Source organism: Achromobacter sp. KK8 (assembly GCF_054188005.1).
In genome coordinates this window covers 5,252,384-5,272,142 of record NZ_CM135178.1, presented here as the reverse complement: position 1 = coordinate 5,272,142, position 19,759 = coordinate 5,252,384, and the positions used below count along the sequence as shown (strand labels likewise).

Sequence of the window (19,759 nt, the reverse complement as noted above, 5' to 3'; positions counted from 1 at the left end):
CGGCCATCGCCACGGTCACGCGTCCGCTTCGGCGGGCGGCACGCCCGGCACGCCACGCCGGATATTGCGCGAGTATTGCGCCGCATCGCGCGTGGCGCGGGCGCGGTCGGTGTAGCGGCCGGCGGCGCGGTAGGCCTGGACGCTGCCAGCGCCTTGCAGCGCTCCCAGGCGGTACAGGTATTCCGGCAGATATCCCGACAGCAGCAGGCGGTAGTCCAGCGGCAGGCCCGGCACGATCTTGTCGGCCAGCCGGTACACGATGGTGATGCAGTTGGCCGTCAGGGTGTTGTAGAAGCGCGGCTGGCGCCGCAGGCGCGTGGCCGTGTCCACGTACGACAGCAGCAGCTTGCGCGGCGCGCCGGGCGGCATGTGGACGCGGTACAGATAGCCGTCCTCGCCCCGCACATTGGTGCGCACGCGCAGGCTGTCTTCCTCGGCCGAGGCCAGCACCGACAGCTCATACTGGCGGAAAAAACCGCCGATTTCCGAGAACGTGTCGTTGCGCTTGCGGCGGATCTCCACTGAGAACACCACGTACTGGCCGTCGCTGAAGCCGAACGACACCAGGGCATGCGCAATCGCCGGGCGGCCCCAATACGACAGCGCCAGGTCCACCGATGCCAGTTTCGACAGGTCGTAGTGGCGGGTTTCCCAGCGCGCGTCGAAGTCGGTGCGCGAGCGCCAATCGAAGTTGCGCACGTCGTGCAGCGTCAGGTGGTCGCCGTCGACCTCGCCATGGGTGGCGCGAGCCACTTCGGGCATCCAGTCGCGGTCGTTGGATGGCCGCATGCCCCAGATCCACCACGCCAGCAGCGCCAGCAACAGCGCGCCGAACAGCGCGGCCGGCAGCAGGTAGCCCCATGCCAGTCCCGCCAGCGCGGCGGCGGCCAACGCCATCCAGGCCAGCGGCGCCAGCAGGCGGGCGCGGCCCCGGCCTGGCGACTGGAACCACAGCGCCAGCGCGCCCCACAGGGCGCCGGCGACGACGGCGGCCGCCAGCAGCGCCGTCATGACTGGGTCTGGGTATTGCGGGCGACCGCCTCGCGGTCCTGGCGGCGCCAGCCGGCGCGCAGCGCCGCGATCTGGCGCAGCGCCGCCTGCGACATCTTCCACCAGCCGAACGGCCGCGGATCGGCCAGCATGCTGAGCGCGCGCGCATAGTCCAGCGTCAGGCCCGGGGTCCAGGCCATGGTCAGGGCGCGCTTGCGGATCTGCGCCGCCACCCACAACTCGGGCGTGAACAGCAGCCGCCACAGCACCGCCCAGCCGGCCCGCGGGCCGTGCAGGCGGCCCACCACGCCGTCCAGCGCCGCTTCCAGCGCGGCCGAGACCGAACTGGAGCAGTTGCGGTGGGTCAGGTTGTAGATCTCGGTCTTGCGGTACTGGTCCCAGAACGCCTGCAGCTTGGCGGCGTCGTAATTGCGGATGCGCACCTGCATGGTCGACGGGCACCAGGCCTTGGATTCGGTGGCGTAGTCGGGCTGGTACACGCCGGGCACGTTGTTGTCGGCGGTGGCGCGCAGCAGCGTGCCGAACTGCTCGGGCGAGTGGTCGATCTCCACGGCCGGATAGAGACTGATGTAGATGCCCTCGGGCGATTCCAGCGCGGCATGGCCGGTGGACACGACGCCGTTGATGTCCACCGCCGCGATGTAGCGGTCGACCACCGGGTAGTTGCGCGTCTCGGTCTTGGCCGAGCCCGAAGGCGTCCATACGTGCACGGTCAGGGCGCGCTCGCTGGCTTGCGGCGGACCGTCGAACACCTTCTGCGCCGGGCCGTCGGCGCGCGTCGGCATGAAGGCGGGGTCGGGGTTGGTGGCCAGCGCCGGATTGGCATCCAGGTTGCGCACGCGGCGCGCCAGCCACAGCAGCTTGAGGCCCGAGATGGCCAGGAACAGCCCGATGCAGTAGGGCACTGTGCCGACATAGTGGGTGGGGTAGGGCTGGAAGAAGAAGATCGCCAGCAGCACCTCGGCCACGCCCGAGGCGAACACCACGCGCCAGCGCTGGTAGCGCACCACGTAGGCGGCGATGCACTGGATCAGCCCGTCCACCAGGAACAGCAGCCCGAAGATCATCGACAGCACGAAATGCCCGTGATGATGGCCCGCCAGCACCAGTGTGCCGGCCACCAGCACGAACACCCCCTTGGTGTAGCGCAGCACGCGCTGGCCGCCCACGCCGGACTTGGCGATGGCCAGGGTCGCGATGCCCTCGGCCACCAGCAGCGCGGCGAAGAAATTCAAGGGAAAGTACAGCGCGTTGTCCAGGGCGTCGAGGAACACGAACGCGCCTGCGGCCAGCATCAGCCAGCCGCCGATCATCAGGGCGCGGGCGCGCTTGTGCAGATAGTCGACACCGAGCAGCAGCAAGACCAGGTGACTCATGGGGCGGGTCTCCATGCAAGGGCGCAATGCCACGGGACGGCAAGTATCGCATGCAGGGTACCGCGACTGCGGCCCGCGCGTCGAGTTGCGCGGCCACCGGCGCCGAGGGCGCCGGCGGCGGGCCGGTCAAGCGATGGCCGGCATGGCCCGCGGGCGCAGCGTGGCCAGCACCCAGTAGACGCCGCCGCCGATCCCCACGCCGAAGAACCAGCCATAGGTGGCCCACCAGGCCGGCAGCAGGTCGGTGAAGTTGGGCAGGATGGTCGAGAACACGCTGCCGATGCCGGTGGCCGCCAGCGCGTTCATGTTCCACCCGCCCTGGTAGCGGTATTCGCCATGCTCGTCATACAGCGCCGCAACATTGATGCGGCCCTTGGCCACCAGGTAGTAGTCCACCAGGATGATGCCCAGCAGCGGTCCCATGGTGGCGCCGATGGCGTTGACGAAGTGGGCCGCGCCGCCTTCCCACGGCGCGAACGGATACAGCACCAGCGCGATCAGCGCCGCGATGTAGCCGCCGCACTTGAAATTGATGCGCTTGGGAAACACGTTCGAAATATCGAAGGCGGCCGACACGAAGTTCGCCACCACGTTGATGCCCAGCGTGGCCACCGCGAAGGTCAGCGCGGCCAGCAGCGCCAGCACCCAGCTGTCGAACTTGGTGGAGATCTGCTCGGGGTGCAGCAGCACCTCGCCGTAGACCTTGTAGGCGGCGATGGTGGTGACGCCCGCCACCAGCGAAAAGGCCACCAGGTTCACCGGCAGGCCCCACAGATTGCCGCGCTTGACCGCCTGCTTGTCGCGGGCGTAGCGCGAGAAATCGCAGAAGTTCAGGTACAGCGCGGCGAAGTAGGTGATCCAGGTGGCGCCCACCGCCATCAGCGCCCAGAAGCTGCCCGGCGCGCCCGTCACGCCGGCGTCGCGGGTCTTGTCCAGCAGCACGTCCATCGGGATGCCGTGCTCCAGGCTGAAGCCGCCGGCCTTGATGCACAGGCCGACCGCCAGCACCAGCATGGCGATCCACACCGCCGGGCCGGCCCAGTCCTGGAAGCGGCGCACGGTTTCCATGCCTTTCTGGATGATGAGCAGCTGCAGCGCCCAGATGCCGACGTAGCAGATCAGCTCCAGGCCCGAATGCCCCAGCCATTGCGTGTTCTGGTGGAAGGCCAGCAGGCTGTCGTTGCGCACCAGCAGCGCCACGATGGCGCCCGACGCGGCCGCCGTCTGCGCGCCATACCAGAAGCACGCCACCACCGCGCGCACCAGCGCCGCCAGGTTGGCGCCCCAGATGCCGAACGAAGCGCGCGCCAGCACCGGGTAGGGCACGCCGGTCTTTTCGCCGGCATAGCCCATCAGGTTCATGAGGAAGAAGATCACCAGCGAACTCAGGCCGATGGCGATCAGGAAGTTGACGAAGCTGCCGCACAGCAGGAACAGGCTGGCGGCCAGGTAGTAGCCCCACAGGCTGTGCACGTCCGAGGTCCAGACGTTGAAGATGCTGAAGGCGCCCCAGCGGCGTTCCTTCGTGGGGGCCAGGTCTTCGTTGTAGAGACCGGGGGAAGGATTTCGGATATCGATGGCGAGCTCCCTGGCCCAAGGTTGGGCATGGCCGTAAAGGAAGCCGGGCGGACCAATTACAGCAGCAACACTTGGACGGAGCCTGGCGCGTACTATGGTGTGCAAAGAGTGTATACAACCTTTGCGCCAATACGCCCCTGGGGTTTTCCCTTCCGGCAAAGGGCCCGCCTGCGCAGGCCCTGGCGGCCAATCAGCCTGGCACCGCGCCTCGCAGCCACTGGCCGGCCAGGTCCAGCACGATGCGCGCCTGCTCGCGGTGCGGCACGTGGCCGCAGTTCTCCAGCAGCGCCTGCTTGCCGCCGGTCAGGCGGGCGATGATTTCGGGGTGCGCGGCCGAGCCGTACTCGTCCACTTCGCCGTGCAGCGCCAGCACCGGGCATTTGACCTGGCGCAGCGCGTCGTCGAGCTTCCAGTCGGCGAAGGCCGGCGACAGCCAAGTGTCGACCCAGGCGCTCAGCACCCACGCGGCCTTGTCGCCGTGATACTTCTTCAGGCGGTCCAACTGGCCCGGCTCGGCGAAGTTGCGCTGCGCCGCGCGGATGCCATCCAGGGTGCGGTCCTCGGCGAAGGTCTGGGCCGACTCGGTGATCAGGGCGTCGCAATCCTGGGGATGGGTCGCCGCGCAGCAGATGCCCATGCCGCCGCCGACGCTGTGGCCGAAGGCGATGAAGCGGCCGATGCCAAGCGCCTGGCGCACGGCCTGGAAACCGTCGCGCGCCTCGGCCTCGACGAAGCCGGTGGTCAGCGTGGCGGGGTTGGGATCGGAGCGGCCAAAGCCCAGGCGGTCATAGGCGATGACGGCGCGGCCCGTGGCCGCGGCCAGCTGTTCGGGGAAGTCGCGCCACAGTTCGACGCAGCCTAGCGAATCATGCAGCAGCACGATCGGCGCCGCGTCCGCATCCCGCCCGGCGGGATCCCAGCGCCGCGCGAACAGGCGGCCTTGCGGGGTGGACACGTGGACATCCTGGCTGGCAATCGACGACATGTAGGGATCCTGGGAAGCAAAAGGGCGCCGAAGCGCCGTTTGAAGGAATCCCGGGATTATAGGAAACCGCCCGCGCTATTCCTCGGCGGTCCATTCGACCTGCACGCCCAGGCTGCGCAGGTTCTCGACGAAGCGCGGGTGGGCGCGGCGGATCGGCGTGGCGTTGCGGATCTCGGAACGCCCCTTGATGCTGCTGGCGATCATGAACAGCGCGATCGCCACGCGGATGATGTAGGGGCTTTCGACCACCGCCGGCGTCAACGGATTGCCACCGAAGGTGATGACGCGGTGCGGATCCGACGAGAACACGTGCGCGCCGAACTTGGACAGCTCGCCGGTCCAGCCCAGCGCGCCGTCGTAGACCTTGTTCCAGAACATCGCGTTGCCCTCGGCGCACACGCCCAGCGCGATGAAGATGGGTAGCAGGTCCACCGGGAAATACGGCCACGGCGCGGCCTCGACCTTGGTCAGCACGTTGCTGGTGAAGGGCGTCTGCACCTTCAGCGGGCCGTCGCGCAGCGCGCGCGACCAGCCGTTCTCGTGCACGATCCTGACGCCGAACTTGGCGAAGGTGCGGTCGATCAGCGGGAAATTGGACGGCGTGCTGTTGCGCACCACCACGTCGCCGCCGGTGATCGCGCCCAGCGCCAGGAAGGTGGTGATCTCGTGGAAGTCTTCCTCGAAGGTGAACTCGCCGCCGCGCAGGGTGGCGCCGCCGCGCACCGTCAGGCGCGAGGTGCCGATGCCGTCGATGTTGGCGCCCATCATCGTCATGAAGCGGCAAAACTCCTGCACGTGCGGCTCGGACGCGGCATTGGTCAGCGTCGATTCGCCGGCCGCGGCGGCCGCGCACAGCACGAAGTTCTCGGTGGTGGTGACCGAGGCGTAGTCCAGCCAATGGTGGGTCGGCTTGAGCGGGCCGGCGCTGCGCACCAGCAGCGAGCCGCTGGCGCGTTCGACCTCGCCGCCGAACGAGCGGAAGATGTCGACGTGCGGATCGATCTCGCGCACGCCCAGCGTGCAGCCCTTGACGTTGTCCTCCAGCCGCGCCACGCCGAAGCGCGCCAGCAGCGGCGACACCAGCATGATGGACGAGCGCATCTCTTCCGGCAGGCGATGGCGCGCGGCGTCGAACGTGGTGTCGCGGTGGTGCAGGTCCAGCGTGCGGGTGCTTTCATCCAGCCGCACTTCGCTGCCCAGCGTGCGGAAGATGTCGAGGATCTTGCGCACGTCGGTGATGTCGGGCACGCCATGCAGCCGCAGCGGCTGGTCGGTCAGCAGCGTGGCGCACAGGATCGGCAGCACCGCGTTCTTGTTGGCCGACGGGATGACGCGGCCGCGCAGGGGCGTGCCGCCGTGGACGATGAGATTGGACATGGGCGAGAAGCTTGGACGACAGGTGGAACGGCAAGGGGGATGGCAAGGGCAAGCGCGGGGGAAATTGTACCCGGCATGCCCCGGGGCCGCGTCAGGCCGCCGACCTTGGCGCGTTGCGGAACTTGCGCAGCATGACGGCGCCGCCGATCGTCAGCGCCAGGCCGCCGCCCAGGTAGGGCAGGCCGAAGATCAGCATCCAGAAGAAGAACGCCGTCTTGGCGTCGCGCGCCTCGGAGGACCCCGCCGGATGCGAACCCAGGTCCATCGTCGGCAGGGCGGCCGCCAGCGTCAGTATCAGGGTCACGCCCAGCACCAGGCAGCCCCACGCGATGCGGCGCCGGTTGTCGGCCACGCGCAGCAGCGCGGCCGCCGTCACCCCCGCCACCACCAGGCACAGCACACTGCCGGTGATCAGCATGCGATCCAGCGCCTCGGGGTCGAAGGGGGCGCCGGGCTGGTCCACGCCGAAGACCATCTGCAGCAGCGAGTTGATGACACCGTAGGCGGCGCGGCCGATGACCAGGCCAAAGCCGACGCTGGTCAGCCACTTGATTAAGGTCGGGTTCATTCAAGATATCCTTGCGGTTGCCTGAACGTCAAAGAATACGCTATTACGAGGCTTGCCCAGGATGTCCGAACATCATCAGTTCATCTTTCCCCGCTACCCCCATCTGCCGCCGCCCGACTGGCCGGCGCTGCAAGCGCGCCTGCTGGCCGGCGGCTACCTGCTGGAGCCGCGCGGCGATCGCGTGCCACGCGAGGCCCTGGACACCCTGAGTCTCGGCCTGGCCGGCCTGAAAGAGGGCTCGTTCCAGTACCGCGAAGGCCTGCGCACGACCGGCGACGTGATCGCGCTGTACCAGTCCGCCGGCCACCTGCCGCCCGAAGTGCCGGTGCGGCATCACGACACCATGGAAGAGACGCTGGCGCTGCTCGCGGCGCATGGCATCGTGCCCGATCCGTCGTTCGACGATGAGTGCAGCAGTTGGCGCAGCCCGCATTTCTGCCTTGGACCGGCCGCCCGCGCGCTGCTCAATCCCGGGCAACGCGCCCATTACGACGCCGACCCGACGGGGTTCAGCGTGATCCTGCTGGCCTACGAGGGGCCCGAGCCGTACGTCGGCGTGGGCGAGAACCTGGAAATGCCGAGCCTGCCGGGCTCGGATGAACCATTGGAGGAACTGCCGCCGTTCGGCTCGCACGTCGACTTCATCGGCGCGGCGTACGAGGACCCGGCGGTGCGCTGGCGCAATCCGGCCGACGGGCGCGATTACCACCTGTTCGACCTGGACTGGCATTTCAGCATGGCGCTGGGGTTTCGCATGATCCGCGCCAACTGCCTGGAAGAAGGCAGCGCCGAGGCGCTGGCGCGGCTGGTTGGCGAGCTGGTCGGCCAGCCGATGGCGTGCAGCCATCGCCATTTGTAGACACGGGCATTGAACCCGGCGCGGCGGCCCGGGGGCGCCGCGTCGGGGCCAGCGCGTCGATCAATAGTAGATGTCGACGTAGTCGGTCAGGCCGCCGCACGCTTCCATCTGCTGCAGGCGCCAGTACTTGCGCTTGCCGGTGGCGCGGAACTCGTAGTCGCCGGTGCGTTCGCAGCGGCGGCCCTTGTCCGGCGCGTCCACGATCAGGATGGTGCCGCGGAACGTGAAGCGGTCGGCCGAGATCGACAGCACCTGGCCCTTGATCGTCACCGAGCCGTTTTCGTTGGTGTGGCCGCCTTCCAGGCGCACCACGTCGTTGTCGTCGACCGCGTTCAGCTTGCCGCGCGCGTCGGTCCACAGCCATTGCACGCTGATGCCGCTGTTGTGCAGCAGGCGCTCGTAGGCGGCCTGGCTCTTGATCTCGGTCTTCTGTTCGGTGCCGGCGGGGGCCTGGGCTTGCTGCTGCGCGGGGGCCGGGGCCGGCGCGCGGGCCGGCGCCTGCTGGGCCGGCGCGCCGCGCGGCGGCAGGCGGCCTTCGTCCTGGGGTTGCGCCTGTTGTTGCGTCTGCGGCTGTTGCGTCTGCGGCTGGGTGGCGGCGCCGCCGCGCGGCGGCAGGTCGCCCGCCAGGGAGGTGGCGGCGGTCGCGGCCAGGGCCAGGCCCAGGGCGACCGCACGCAGGCCGGCTATCCGTTTCTTGCCGGCCAGGGCCGGGGCGCGATCTTGGTTGTTGTGCATGATGGTCGTGAAGAAAGGAAGGGGGAAGCGCATCGCCGTTGGCGCGCCGCATGGCCGCATCAACGGGGACGTAACTTAGCACGCGCGGTCCGGCGGGGTAATTGCCGATTTCCGTCTTGTGTATCCAATCGTTAACAGAATCGCCACGAGGATACCAGCGGCCCGTGACGGCGGCGAGCACGGCCGCGCGCCAAGGCCGGTGCGCTGTCCCGTGGATGCGCGCGTATCCGCGGGCCAGCGCCCTAGAACAGCTCGTCCAGCTGTTCGAAGAAGCGGCGCTTGGCCGGGTCGTCCGCGACGTCCAGGGTGCCGAGAAAAGTGGCCGCCGCGTCCTCGGAAATGTCGCGCAGGTTGCGGTGGATGAAGGCCACGTCCTGCCAGCGGTCGGCCACGCCACCGCGGCCCAGGTCGATGAAATGCAGCCGGTCGCGTTCGTCGACGAACACGTTGTTGTCGCACAGGTCGCCATGGCTGAACGCCGGGTCTTCCCGCGGCAGGGTGGCATGCAGCCGCGCCACCAGGTCGGCCGGCGTCGCCAGGCCGGGCCATTGCGTCAGGTCGTGGTCGTCGGCGCACAGGCCGCGCGCCAGCAGATAGTCCAGCTCGCGCAGCCGCATCGGCGCGCCGGCGTCGAACGGGCAATCGTCCGCCGGCACCGCGCGCAATTGGCGCAGGGCCTCGCCGAACAGCCCGATGGCGGTGTCGGCATCGTCCATGCGCGCCTGCAGCGGCACGCCGGGCACGCGCCGCGTCAGCATGAATTCGCCATCGGCGTTGTCCGCCACCCGCACCACTTCCGGCACGTTCAGATGGCCGGCCAGCCATTGCAGCACTTGCGCCTCGCGCCGCACGCTGTAGGTGGTGGGCGCATACACCGCCGCCGACGCCTTGAGAAAGAAGACGTCGTTGCCGCGGGTGAAGTGGTAGACCCGGCTGGGCGATTCGCCGACCTGGTCGGCGATGAGCGGAGCGTCGCCGATGAAGTCGGCGATGGGGCCCGGCAGGGTGTAGCGGGCCTGGGCCTTCAACGCTTGATGCCGTGCTCGAATTTGGGCCGGGCGCGGAAGTTCTTCAGCATGTAGGCCAGGTACTCGGCCTTGCTGATGCGCCCGTCGCCGTCCGTGTCCATGGCCACGACCTGTTCGACGGTGGCTTCCTGGAGCAGGGGGCTGCGGCTGAGATAGCCGTCGGCGTTGACGTCGCGCTTGTTGAACGACATCTCCGCCCGGGTCATGTATTCGGCCTCGCTGATGGGGCCGGTATTGGCGTTGTCCAGGGCGTCGTCGGTGGCGGGCGCGGGCTGGGCCGGCGTGTCTTTTGCCGGCGTTTCCTTCGCTGGCGTTGCCTGCGCCGGCGCGGACTTGGCCGGGGCCGGGGAGGCGGCGGCCGGCGTGGATGCCGCCATGGCATTGCCGGCAACGCAGGCAAGCAGCAACGCGGCGGTCAGGCTGCCCATGCGGGTGGCGTTCTTCATCGTTTTCCTTTTTATGCGACAGATGCGGCGCGCGTCGCCTTGCCGTGCCCGACGCCGGGCCGCAACGCGGTCTCGCGCGCGGCTCATTTTGCCTGAATCCGCGATGAAGGGGCCAGATACAATCCTTGGTTACCAATCACGCCATGCATATCAAGAGGATCGGCGATGACGACACTCGTGGTCGGCGCCAGTGGGGCGACCGGGCGGCTGCTGGTCGGCCAACTGCTGGAACGCGGCGAGCCGGTCAGGGCGCTGCTGCGCTCGCCGGATGCGCTGCGGGCGTGGGCGGGCGATCCGCGGCTGTCGCTGGTCCAGGCCAGCGTGCTGGACCTGGACCCGGCCACGATGGCGCGCCACGTGGCGGGCTGCACGGCGGTGGCGTCGTGCCTGGGCCATGGCATGAGCTTGCGCGGCATCTACGGCCAGCCGCGGCGGCTGGTGGCCGATGCGGTGCGGCGCCTGTGCGAGGCCGTCATGGCGAATGCGCCGGGCCGGCCGGTCAGGTTCGTGCTGATGAACACCGCCGGCAACAGCAACCGCGACTTGCGCGAGCCGCTCTCGCTGGCGCAGCGCGCCGTGGTGGCGCTGGTGCGCGCGCTGGTGCCGCCGCACGCCGACAACGAAGCGGCCGCCGACTACCTGCGCGTCGTGGTGGGCCAGGCGCATCCCGCGATCGAATGGGCCGTCGTGCGCCCCGACAGCCTGGTCGACCGGGATGCCGTCAGCGGCTACGAGGCGCATCCTTCGCCGGTCCGCAGCGCCATTTTCGACGCGGGCCGCACCAGCCGCATCAACGTCGCGCATTTCATGGCGGAGCTGGCCCTGGGCGGCGCGGCCTGGGAGCGGTGGCGCGGGCGCATGCCGGTGATCTACGACACGGCGCCGGGCTGAATCGCCAGAGGGCGCGGGCGCGCACCGCCCGCGCTTATTGCGGCAGCAGCCGCAGCCCCGTGCGCTTGACGAATTCGTCGTAGCCGATCGGCGGCCCGGCCTTGGTGCCGGCGCTGTTGGCCTGCCAATGCACCCACGAGCGGTGTGTGGTGGCGTCGTACACGACCTTGTACAGATAGGTGGGCACGGCCACGCCGGCGCCGATGGTTTTGGGGCGGTCGCCATACACCGGCCCGGTGAACACGTACACGTCGCCCGCCGCCCGCATCACGTATTGGCGCGTGTCCTGCTCGATGCGGCTCCACGGGCCGGCGTTGTGGCTCTGGTCCTGCGGCACCATGTTGGCCAGCGAAAAGCTCTGCGCCATGGCCTCGGGCGTGGCCATGTCGCCGGCCGGCGCCATGTGGCCGCGCGAGTAGCCCGAGCCGCGGTAATCATCCAGCTCCGAACGCTCGGCGCGCGGCACCCGCGCCTCGGCGTAGAACTTGTCGGTGCGGTGCAGTCCCTTGGCCTGCGCCAGGTTCTGGCGGTTCAGGCGCTCGGCCACGAACACAGGCGTCTTGGTCGCGCCGTTGTGCAGGATGGCGAACGAGGAAAAACAGACTTCGCGCAAGCGTTGCGCGGCGGGCACCGCGGGCGGCTGCGCGTTCGGGAAGAACTGCGGACAGTCGCTGAAGGCGGTCTGCACCAGCGCCGCGTTGGGCGCGGGCAGGGCCACCGGCGCGCTGCGTTGCAACGACGGCCATTCCAGGCGCGACAGCATGTCGCCGACCGCCGCGGGCATCTTCCATTGAGGATGCAGCACATAGGTGGCGGCGCCAAAACTGGCCAGCGAGCTGACGATCAGCGCGCGCAGGAAACGCGGCACACGGCCGGCGGCGCGGCTTTGGGAGCGGGAGGTGGAGCTTCTCTTTCTGGGAGCGGGTTTCTTCGCGCGGGTCATGCTACCTGGGGCTACGGACCTGCCGCCCTGGCGGGCGACCACTATGACCCCGGATTGTAGATGAGTGATGGATTTGTCACGCCGTGCGGCATGCGCGCCGCGGGCGATGCGATGTCGCACCCGGCGAGGCCACGCCGGCTGGCGCGTTTCAGGCGGGCAGGTCCTGCCGCGCGATCGTGATGACCCACTCCACGAACGTCTTCACCGCCGCCGTCGCGCGCGCCTGGGGGTAGACGATGGCGATCGGCACCGGCGCGCAACGCGCCTGCGCCAGCACCTCGCGCAGGCGTCCGCTGCGCAGGTAGATGCCTGCGGCCAGCTCGGACAACTGGATCAGGCCCAGCCCCTCCAGGCCGCAATGCAGATAGGCCTCGGTCTCGTTGACCGCGTAGCGTCCGGGCAGCGCCAGCGCCACGTCCTCGCCATCGACACGGAAGCGCCAGTCCAGCGGCCGGCCGCTGGCGTTCGACAGGTAATTGACGACGCGATGCGCCGCCAGCGCGGCTACCGAGTCCGGCTCGCCGAATCGGGCCAGGTACAGCGGCGATGCGCAGGTGAGCCAGCTCAACCGGCCCAGCGGCCGGGCCACCAGCGTGGAATCGGCCAGCGCCCCGCTGCGGATCGCGCAGTCGATGCCTTCATGCACCAGGTCCAACGGGCGGTCGTTCAGGCCCAGCACCAGCTCGATATTCGGATAGCGCGCCTCGAACTCGCGCAGGCGCGGCACCACCAGGGCGCGGCCGATGGCGCCCGGCATGTCCACCCGCACCCGGCCGCGCGGTGTCTGCGCGTCGGCGGCCAGGGCATGCTCGGCTTCGGCGATCTGCGCCAGGATGGCCTGGCACGAGGCGTAGTAGCGCGCGCCGGCCTCGGTCAGGCTGAGGCTGCGCGTCGTGCGCCGCAGCAGCGGCGTGCCCAGCAGCGCTTCGAGCTGTTTGATGGTCGTCGTCACCGACGAGCGCGGCAGCGCCAGCGTGGCCGCGGCCTTGCTGAAGCTCTGTGCCTGCACGACCCGCACGAAAGTCGTCATCGCTTGAAGTTTGTCCATGGGCGGCCTGCGGCGATGCGGATAGGGAAGGGCGATGTTAGCAAGCGCCCGGCCAAGCGGGGCGGCGCGGCCGGTTCGCGGATCGCGCTTTGTGTGTTCAGGCGCGGCGAACAATGGCGCTGGCGGGCGCTCCTACACTGCCTGCGTCCGACGGCCGGGCCGCGGCGCGATGTCCGCGCCGGCCGCATTCATCCTTGTCTGTGGAGTTTCCTATGTCGAATCCCGATGCAACCCTGGTGCTGGGCGCGGGCCAGCTCGGCCTGGCCATGCTGCGCGGCCTGGCGCCGCGCGCGGCCCCGGGCACGCTCGCGGTGCTGTTGCGCCCGTCGTCCCTGCGCACCGACGATCCGCAAAAGCAGCGCGATCTCGCCACCCTGCGCGCGCTGGGCGTGCAGATCGTGAGCGGCGACCTGCTGGCGCAACCGGCCGCCGAACTGGCCGCGCTGTTCGGCCGCTTCGGCACCGTGGTGTCGTGCACCGGCTTCGTGGGCGGCCCCGGCGTGCAGCGCAAGATCGCGCGCGCCGCGCTGGACGGCGGCGTGCGGCGCTTCGTGCCCTGGCAGTTCGGCGTCGACTACGACCTCATCGGCCGGGGCAGTCCGCAGGACCTGTTCGACGAGCAGCTCGACGTGCGCGACATGCTGCGGGCGCAGTCCGCCACGGAGTGGCTGATCGTCTCGACCGGCATGTTCACCAGCTTCCTGTTCGAACCGGCCTTCGGCGTGGTCGACCTGGCGGCGCGGCGGGTGAACGCGCTGGGCGGCTGGGATACGCAAGTGACCGTCACCACCGCCGACGACATCGGCGCCCTGACCGCCGCGATCCTGCGCGCCGAGCCGCGCCTGGCCAACCAGGTGGTGTACGTGGCCGGCGATACCGTGAGCTATCGCCAATTGGCCGACACGGTGGACCGGGCGCTCGGCATCGAGACACAGCGCCAGGCCCGGACGGTGCCGGCGCTGATGCGCGAGCTGGCCGCCGCGCCTGGCGATCCGATGCGCAAGTACCGCGCCGTGTTCGCGCAAGGGCGGGGCGTGGCGTGGGATCCGGCGCGGACCTTCAACGCCGCGCGCGGCATCGCCACGCAGGGCCTGACGGCGTGGGTGCGCGAGAACCGGCAGGCGTTGCGGCGGGCGGCGGGCGTCGTGCCGTAGGAGCGGGGCCGAAGCGGGCAGGGGGCAAAGCGGGCAGGGGGCAAAGCGGGCAGGGGCAGGGGCCGGCGCACGGCCGCCGGCCGGGTGTCACTCCGCCTGCGCCTCGCGCTGGCGCGCCTCGAATTCGGCGCGGTCGAGCAGGTCGAAGTACAGCACCTCGCTCCACATCAGCCCCAGGATGTAGTCCACGCGCTGGTTGCGGCCGCCATCGAAGCTGTCGTCCAAACGCAATCCGTGCAGGGCATCCAGCGGCGCGGCGCCGCGTTCCCGGGTGGCCGCCAGCAACTGCCGGCCGGCCTCGGCCGGATCGGCCGGCAGCGCGTCGAGCGCGGCGCCCGCCTGGCGGCAACGCGCCAGCTCTTTTTCCACGCTCGCCTTGAGCGCGGCCTCTTCCGATTCGGCCATCACGTCCAGTTCGATGGTCTCCAGCAGCAGGTAGTCGTCGCGGTGCGCCTCGAGAAAGGCGATGGTCTCGTCCAGGGCCGCCAGCAGTTCGGTCGGGGCCGTGGTCGCAGGCCCGGCCGGCGCGGCGTCGGCGGACGAGAACAGCCGCCGGATCCTGCCGAGCAGCGACGGCGCCGGCTCGGCCGCTGGCGTCGCTGCCGTCGCGGGCGCGGCGCCGCCCACCGCCGCCCGCACGATCTCGGCAAAGCGCTTGATGCGCGCCAGGCCGGGCTCGAAGCGGCTGCTGATGGCATACAGCCGGGTGCGCCGATGCGGCTCGTCGTCTTCCAGGCCGTCGGCGATCAAGGACGCGCACAACTGCGGATCGCCCGACATCAGCAAGCGGTAGGAGAACGGGACGGCATACGGCCATTCGGACAGGCCGCAGATCGTTTCGGGCCGGTCGGCATAGCTGGCGGGGCGGTTGCTCAGGCTGTACAGATAGGATCGATTGGCCATGGGGGCGGGACCTCGAAAGGGGGAGGGGCGCCGGCGCAAGCGCGCGGCGGGGCCGCGGCGGGATTGTCCGGGCGCCGCGTGGCGCTATTGAACCCCAGCCAGCGCGGGGCACCGTTGCAGGCTGCCACGGTTTGCCACCAGGTGTTTCGGTGGAGTCTCGGGCGTCAAACCGCCCGCGGCCCGCGCGAGTTCCCGGCCGTCCAAAGGTCGGCTTATCCGCGGCGCGAGATGCGTCACGGATCGGAGGCGGCGGTCATCATAATTCCGGGATCAATTCCCATTGTCATAAAACCATTGATCCTGGCATTCAGCTGAAACAGTGTGGCTATAATTCCGCTCCTAAATGTAATAAGACTGGTTCTTATTATTATTCACGTGTGAACGGAGTTTCCATGGCTGTACGCCTTTCGTCCCGCCGGCGCCCGGTGCATTTCCGTGCCCGGCAATTGTCTCTGATCGTGTTCGGCCTGGGGATCCCGGGCGCCGCCCTGGCGCAGTCCGCTCCTGCCGAAGTTCATTTGCCCGCCGTCACCGTCACGGGCAGCGACGTCGAACAAACCGCGGTCGGCCCCGTGCAGGGCTTTGTCGCCAAGCGTGCCGCCACCGCCACCAAGACCGACACCCCGGTGATGGAAACGCCGCAGTCGATCAGCGTCATCACCCAGGATCGCATGACGCTGCAGGGCGCCCAGTCGGTGCAGCAGGCGGCGGGCTATACCGCCGGCGTCACGGCCGGCGCGTTCGGGCCGGACAATCGCGGCGACTCCATCAAGATCCGCGGCACCGATTCCACCCAATACCTCGACGGCCTGCTCAACGCCGTGGGGTCCTACAACAACACCCGGCCCGACCCCTACGCGCTGGAGCGCATCGAGATCCTGCGCGGGCCGTCCGGCATGCTGTACGGGCAGGGCGCCATCGGCGGCATCGTCAACCAGATCAGTAAGCGGCCACAGCCCGAGGCGATGCGCGAGATCGGCGTCAGCTACGGCAACCACAACCGCAAGCAGATCCAGGCCGACCTCACCGGCCCGATCGACGAAGACGGCAAGTGGCTGTATCGCGTGGTCGCGTTGGGGCGCGATAGCGACAGTTCGGTCAAATACGTCGACGACGACCGCTATTTCATCGCGCCGTCGTTGACCTGGCGGCCCAGCGCCGCGACCTCGTTGACGCTGCTGGCCAATTTCCAGAAAGACAATAGCGGATCGATGGTCGGTTTCTTCCCCTGGCGCGGCACGCTCACCAGCACGCCGGCCGGCCGCATCCCGCAGGACTTCTTCGTCAGCGAACCCGACTTCGACAAGTACACCGCCAGGCAGAGCGCGGTGGGCTACCAGTTCGAGCACGCCTTCAACGACAATGTCACGGTGCGGCAGAACCTGCGCTACACGCACAGCGAGGTCGACTATCGCAGCATCTACACCGCCGGCTTCAACGGCGCCGGCCACGGCTGGGTGCCGGGCAGCGACACGCTGCTGCGCCGCGTGATCTACCAGAACCAGCCGACCCTCAAGCAGTTCGTGGTCGACACCCAGGGCCAGTTCAAGTTCCAGACCGGCCCGATCCGCCACACCCTGCTGACCGGCATCGACTACCAGCGTTCCGTGCTGGATGCGCGCCAGGGGGTGGGCGGTACGGTCGCGCCCATCGACGTGCACAACCCCGTGTATGGCAACTTCACGCCGCCCACCTCGACGGTCAGCGCGCCGACCTCGCGCGGCAACCAACTGGGCCTCTATATGCAGGACCAGCTCGAATGGGAGCGTTGGCTGCTGATGCTGGGGCTGCGCCACGATCGCTCGCGCGCGTCGGTGGACGATACGCCGTCCGGGTCGCGCGATGACAGCGAAATGAGCAAGCGTTTTGGCCTGATGTACCGCTCCGAGGCCGGCCTCAATCCCTATCTGAGCTACTCGGAATCGTTCCAGGGCCTGGCCGGCTTCAACCGTGCCAACCAGGCGTTCAAGCCGCTGCGCGGCAAGCAATGGGAGGCGGGCCTGAAGTACCAGCCGCCGGGTGAAAACCTGACGGTCACCGCCAGCGTGTTCGACATGACCGAGAAAAACCGCAAGGTCGCCGGCGTGGTCAACGGCATTGCCGACACGGTGCAGGTCGGCGAGGCCCGCACCAAGGGCGCCGAACTGGAAGCCCTGGCGTCGCTGGGCAATGTCGATCTGGTGGCCACCTACACTTTCCTGGACGCCAAGGTGGCCAAGGGCACGCCGGCCGAACAGGGGCGCCAACTGGCCAGCATTCCCCGGCACATGGCGTCGTTCTGGGCCAACTACCGCTTCAGCGTGATGGGAACCCCGGGCTTCCTGGCGGGGGCGGGCGTGCGCTACAACGGCAGCAGCGACGACGGCACCGGCCAGAACGGCGTGCCCGCCGTCACCCTGTATGACGCCGTGCTGGCCTACGATGCGGGTCCCATGCGCCTGGCGCTGAACGTCACCAACCTGTTCGACAAACAGTACGTGGGCACCTGCCTTGCCCGTGGCGATTGCTTCTTCGGCACCCGCCGCACCGTGGTGGGCAGCGTGACGTATCGCTTCTGACACCAAGCGGGCGGGGCGGCCTAATTGGGGACTTATTGCCCCCGATAGCGGCCGCCCCGTCACATATCCGCGGCGGATTTCCCCCTAAAATTGCGAACGCCGCCGCAATTTCCTCCTGGCGTGCCACCTCTTTCCGGCCGAGATGCACGTCGATCTCCTCACCCTTTACTTCATCACCATCGGAACGCTGCTGGCCAGTGCCGGCCTGACGTTCTGGGAGCATCGGACCCATCCCAATCGCAGCCGCTCGCTGGGTATCCTGGCGGCCGGTTTCGGCACGTTGGCCGTGGGCTGTATCTGCGCCTTGTTCCGCGCCGACATGCCTGCCGCGATCGGCGCGTCGCTGAGCAATCTGGTCATCCTCAGCGGCTACCTGCTGGTGCTGAACAGCGTCGCCTCGCTCAGCGGGCGCCATTACCGCAAGCGTTCGGTGGGCCTGCTGGCGGTCATGGCGCTGATCTGGCTGGCGGCCGGCGTGCCGGGGCAGGACGTGGTCTGGAAATACGTCAGCGCCTTGCCCATTGCGCTGGTCAGCGCGCTGACCGCCTGGGAACTGCTGCGCTGCGATTCCATGAAGACGCTGAAGACCCGCAACTTCGCCATCGCCGTCGCGGGCATCCATGCGTTGGTCTATTTCTGCCGGACCTTCCTGCTGCCGTGGTGGGTCGCCGTCGAGGGTCCGTCGGTGCAGTTGCTGGCCAGCAATATCACCATGTACGAAGGGGTGTTGTATTCGGTGCTGCTGCCAATGACGCTGATCAAGCTGATCCGCGAGGAAACCCATGCGCAGTTGGTGCGCGAGTCGCAGACCGACTACCTGACGCGGCTGGGCAACCGCCGCTGGTTCTTCGAGCAGGGCGCGCGCCTTATCGCGGCCAGCGCGGGGCGCGAGCCCATCGCCGTGCTGGCGTTCGACCTGGACCAGTTCAAGGCCATCAACGACCGCTACGGCCACCACACCGGCGATCTGGTGCTGGCGGCGTTCGCCACGGTGGCCCGGGATGCGCTCGGGCCGCAGGTCATCCTGGCGCGCCTTGGCGGCGAGGAATTCGCCGCGCTGCTGGCGGGTGACGACGCCCGCCGCGCCCATCAATTGGGGGCGGCCGCGGCCCGCCGTTTTGCCACCACCATCGCCAACCCGGCCGATGGCCTGGGCATCGCCGCCACCGTCAGCATCGGCCTGGCCTGTTTCGACGAGGACGCGCCGCCGCTGGCCGATGCGCTGGCGCGTGCGGACCTGGCGCTGTATCGCGCCAAGTCCCTGGGCGGCAACCGGCTGGAGGAGGCCCTGGCGCCCGAACGGGCCGCCGCGGATTGAGGCGCCGCCGTCCCAGGCAATGACGCGGCCCGAGGGGCAGGATGCCCGGTGGCCGTTCGCGCGCCGGCCGCCGCTTTGGATCGACGCTTTGGGTCGATGCTTTGGACCGACGCTTTGGACAGATAATGACGGCCATGACGACTTCCACGCCCGCCTCTTCCGACCGCGACGGTTTCTGGTTCGACGCCGCCGATCCCGACATGGCGCTTGAACGCGCCGGCAACCACGTCCGCCTGGCGCGCGCCGAGCCGCCCTGGCTGGTCGTCGATCAATCCATTGCCACCATGACGCTGGGCCGCCGCTGGCCCGGGCAGTTGTGGCGCGTGCGCGTGACGCAACTGGGCGACATGTCCGGACTGGTGGCGCAACCCGGCTACTGGCGCGCCGCCGCGATCGAACTGCTGCAACCGCTGCCGCTGGGCGCGCTGTTCGGCCCGCACGGCCAGGCGGTGGTCGACATCCTGGCCCGCATTCCCGAACTGACGCGCGAACAGGCGCGGGCGTTGGGCGCCGATCTGCCTGCCGACGGCTGGGACCGCTACGGTCGCGTCTGGGAGCGCTGGTCGAAAGACGAAGAGGGCGTCCCCACGCCTGCCGATGCGCCGCCGCAATCGGAATGGTATGGCGTGCTGGCCGCCGCGCGCCGCCGGGGCGGAGCGCGTTCGCCCGTGCATGGCGGCTTGCTGCAGATCCACGGCCTGCTGCGGCAACGCGCCCAGGCCGTCGATGGCGACGCCGCGTTCATTCGCGAAGTGGACGAGGACGGCGAGGTCGACGAGTCGCTCGCGGCGCCGTGGGACGGGGCCAGCGACGCCTTGCTGTTTGCCGCCATGGCGCGGGGGGCGCCGCAATACCTGTCGACGGCGGACGCCGATGTGCTGTCGCGGCCCTGGCGCGAGGTGTTTGGCGACCCGGTCGGATCGATGTGAGCCAATTCGGCCATGGCTGCCGTAAGGGCATGCCACGCGCGGCGCAAGGGCG

The 19,759-nt window shown here is 69.2% G+C and carries 18 protein-coding genes; 6 read left to right on the top strand and 12 right to left on the bottom strand.

Annotated features, from left to right (window positions below):
* Positions 1-15: 15 nt before the first annotated feature.
* The 6 genes from ACVN9Z_RS24390 to ACVN9Z_RS24365 form a co-directional block, all read right to left on the bottom strand.
* On the bottom strand, positions 16-1,011 hold the full coding sequence (locus tag ACVN9Z_RS24390; RefSeq protein WP_458212755.1) for an Lnb N-terminal periplasmic domain-containing protein: 996 nt from the start codon (positions 1,009-1,011) through the stop codon (positions 16-18).
* Positions 1,008-2,387 (bottom strand): HdeD family acid-resistance protein, encoded by a 1,380-nt coding sequence (locus ACVN9Z_RS24385; RefSeq protein ID WP_054516917.1) that lies wholly within the window; start codon positions 2,385-2,387, stop codon positions 1,008-1,010. Before ACVN9Z_RS24385 ends, ACVN9Z_RS24390 begins: the two co-directional genes overlap by 4 nt.
* Before the next feature lie 126 nt (positions 2,388-2,513).
* Positions 2,514-3,965: an NCS1 family nucleobase:cation symporter-1 gene (locus tag ACVN9Z_RS24380; protein WP_026382985.1), complete on the bottom strand. Its 1,452-nt coding sequence runs from the start codon at positions 3,963-3,965 to the stop codon at positions 2,514-2,516.
* Between the two features lie 190 nt (positions 3,966-4,155).
* Positions 4,156-4,950: an alpha/beta fold hydrolase gene (locus ACVN9Z_RS24375; protein ID WP_054436683.1), complete on the bottom strand. Its 795-nt coding sequence runs from the start codon at positions 4,948-4,950 to the stop codon at positions 4,156-4,158.
* A 75-nt stretch (positions 4,951-5,025) separates the two neighbouring features.
* A complete protein-coding gene (locus ACVN9Z_RS24370) occupies positions 5,026-6,327 on the bottom strand; it encodes a UDP-N-acetylglucosamine 1-carboxyvinyltransferase (RefSeq protein WP_006386335.1) in 1,302 nt (433 codons plus the stop codon).
* Positions 6,328-6,418: 91 nt separating this feature from the next.
* A complete protein-coding gene (locus tag ACVN9Z_RS24365) occupies positions 6,419-6,895 on the bottom strand; it encodes a hypothetical protein (RefSeq protein ID WP_024069343.1) in 477 nt (158 codons plus the stop codon).
* Between the two features lie 61 nt (positions 6,896-6,956).
* On the opposite strand from ACVN9Z_RS24365, the gene ACVN9Z_RS24360 reads away from it, so the two are divergent.
* On the top strand, positions 6,957-7,754 hold the full coding sequence (locus ACVN9Z_RS24360; RefSeq protein WP_054444087.1) for a hypothetical protein: 798 nt from the start codon (positions 6,957-6,959) through the stop codon (positions 7,752-7,754).
* 60 nt (positions 7,755-7,814) lie between these two features.
* Here the strand turns inward: ACVN9Z_RS24360 and ACVN9Z_RS24355 are convergent, their stop codons facing one another.
* From ACVN9Z_RS24355 to ACVN9Z_RS24345, 3 genes are all read right to left on the bottom strand, one after another.
* Entirely contained in the window at positions 7,815-8,489 is a 675-nt protein-coding gene (locus tag ACVN9Z_RS24355) for a hypothetical protein (RefSeq protein WP_054445321.1), read from the bottom strand.
* A gap of 242 nt (positions 8,490-8,731) precedes the next feature.
* Positions 8,732-9,517 (bottom strand): APH(3') family aminoglycoside O-phosphotransferase, encoded by a 786-nt coding sequence (locus ACVN9Z_RS24350; RefSeq protein WP_006386339.1) that lies wholly within the window; start codon positions 9,515-9,517, stop codon positions 8,732-8,734.
* Positions 9,514-9,963 carry an EF-hand domain-containing protein gene (locus ACVN9Z_RS24345; RefSeq protein ID WP_049053095.1) on the bottom strand — a complete coding sequence of 150 codons (450 nt, stop codon included), beginning with the start codon at positions 9,961-9,963 and terminating at the stop codon, positions 9,514-9,516. The genes ACVN9Z_RS24350 and ACVN9Z_RS24345 overlap by 4 nt, the downstream gene beginning before the upstream one ends.
* Positions 9,964-10,128: 165 nt before the next feature.
* On the opposite strand from ACVN9Z_RS24345, the gene ACVN9Z_RS24340 reads away from it, so the two are divergent.
* On the top strand, positions 10,129-10,854 hold the full coding sequence (locus ACVN9Z_RS24340; protein WP_155866143.1) for an NAD(P)-dependent oxidoreductase: 726 nt from the start codon (positions 10,129-10,131) through the stop codon (positions 10,852-10,854).
* Positions 10,855-10,888: 34 nt separating this feature from the next.
* On the opposite strand, the gene ACVN9Z_RS24335 is transcribed toward ACVN9Z_RS24340, so the two are convergent.
* Together ACVN9Z_RS24335 and ACVN9Z_RS24330 are read right to left on the bottom strand one after the other, a co-directional pair.
* On the bottom strand, positions 10,889-11,797 hold the full coding sequence (locus ACVN9Z_RS24335; protein WP_080981665.1) for a DNA/RNA non-specific endonuclease: 909 nt from the start codon (positions 11,795-11,797) through the stop codon (positions 10,889-10,891).
* Between the two features lie 148 nt (positions 11,798-11,945).
* A complete protein-coding gene (locus ACVN9Z_RS24330; protein WP_241122703.1) occupies positions 11,946-12,845 on the bottom strand; it encodes a LysR family transcriptional regulator in 900 nt (299 codons plus the stop codon).
* A 212-nt stretch (positions 12,846-13,057) separates the two neighbouring features.
* Between ACVN9Z_RS24330 and ACVN9Z_RS24325 the strand changes: the two genes are divergently transcribed.
* Positions 13,058-13,999 (top strand): aromatic alcohol reductase, encoded by a 942-nt coding sequence (locus ACVN9Z_RS24325; protein ID WP_054516914.1) that lies wholly within the window; start codon positions 13,058-13,060, stop codon positions 13,997-13,999.
* A gap of 87 nt (positions 14,000-14,086) precedes the next feature.
* Here ACVN9Z_RS24325 and ACVN9Z_RS24320 read toward each other — a convergent pair whose 3' ends face one another.
* Entirely contained in the window at positions 14,087-14,902 is an 816-nt protein-coding gene (locus ACVN9Z_RS24320) for a DUF7822 domain-containing protein (protein WP_054444083.1), read from the bottom strand.
* Positions 14,903-15,294: 392 nt separating this feature from the next.
* Here ACVN9Z_RS24320 and ACVN9Z_RS24315 point away from each other — a divergent pair, with 392 nt between their 5' ends.
* The 3 genes from ACVN9Z_RS24315 to ACVN9Z_RS24305 all read left to right on the top strand — a co-directional run bounded on the left by ACVN9Z_RS24315 (position 15,295) and on the right by ACVN9Z_RS24305 (position 19,707).
* Positions 15,295-17,460, top strand: coding sequence for a TonB-dependent siderophore receptor (locus tag ACVN9Z_RS24315; RefSeq protein WP_080564182.1), 2,166 nt, complete (start codon positions 15,295-15,297; stop codon positions 17,458-17,460).
* Positions 17,461-17,602: 142 nt separating this feature from the next.
* Positions 17,603-18,778 (top strand): diguanylate cyclase domain-containing protein, encoded by a 1,176-nt coding sequence (locus ACVN9Z_RS24310; RefSeq protein ID WP_458212754.1) that lies wholly within the window; start codon positions 17,603-17,605, stop codon positions 18,776-18,778.
* 134 nt (positions 18,779-18,912) lie between these two features.
* Positions 18,913-19,707, top strand: coding sequence for a hypothetical protein (locus ACVN9Z_RS24305; protein WP_458212753.1), 795 nt, complete (start codon positions 18,913-18,915; stop codon positions 19,705-19,707).
* Positions 19,708-19,759 lie beyond the last annotated feature (52 nt).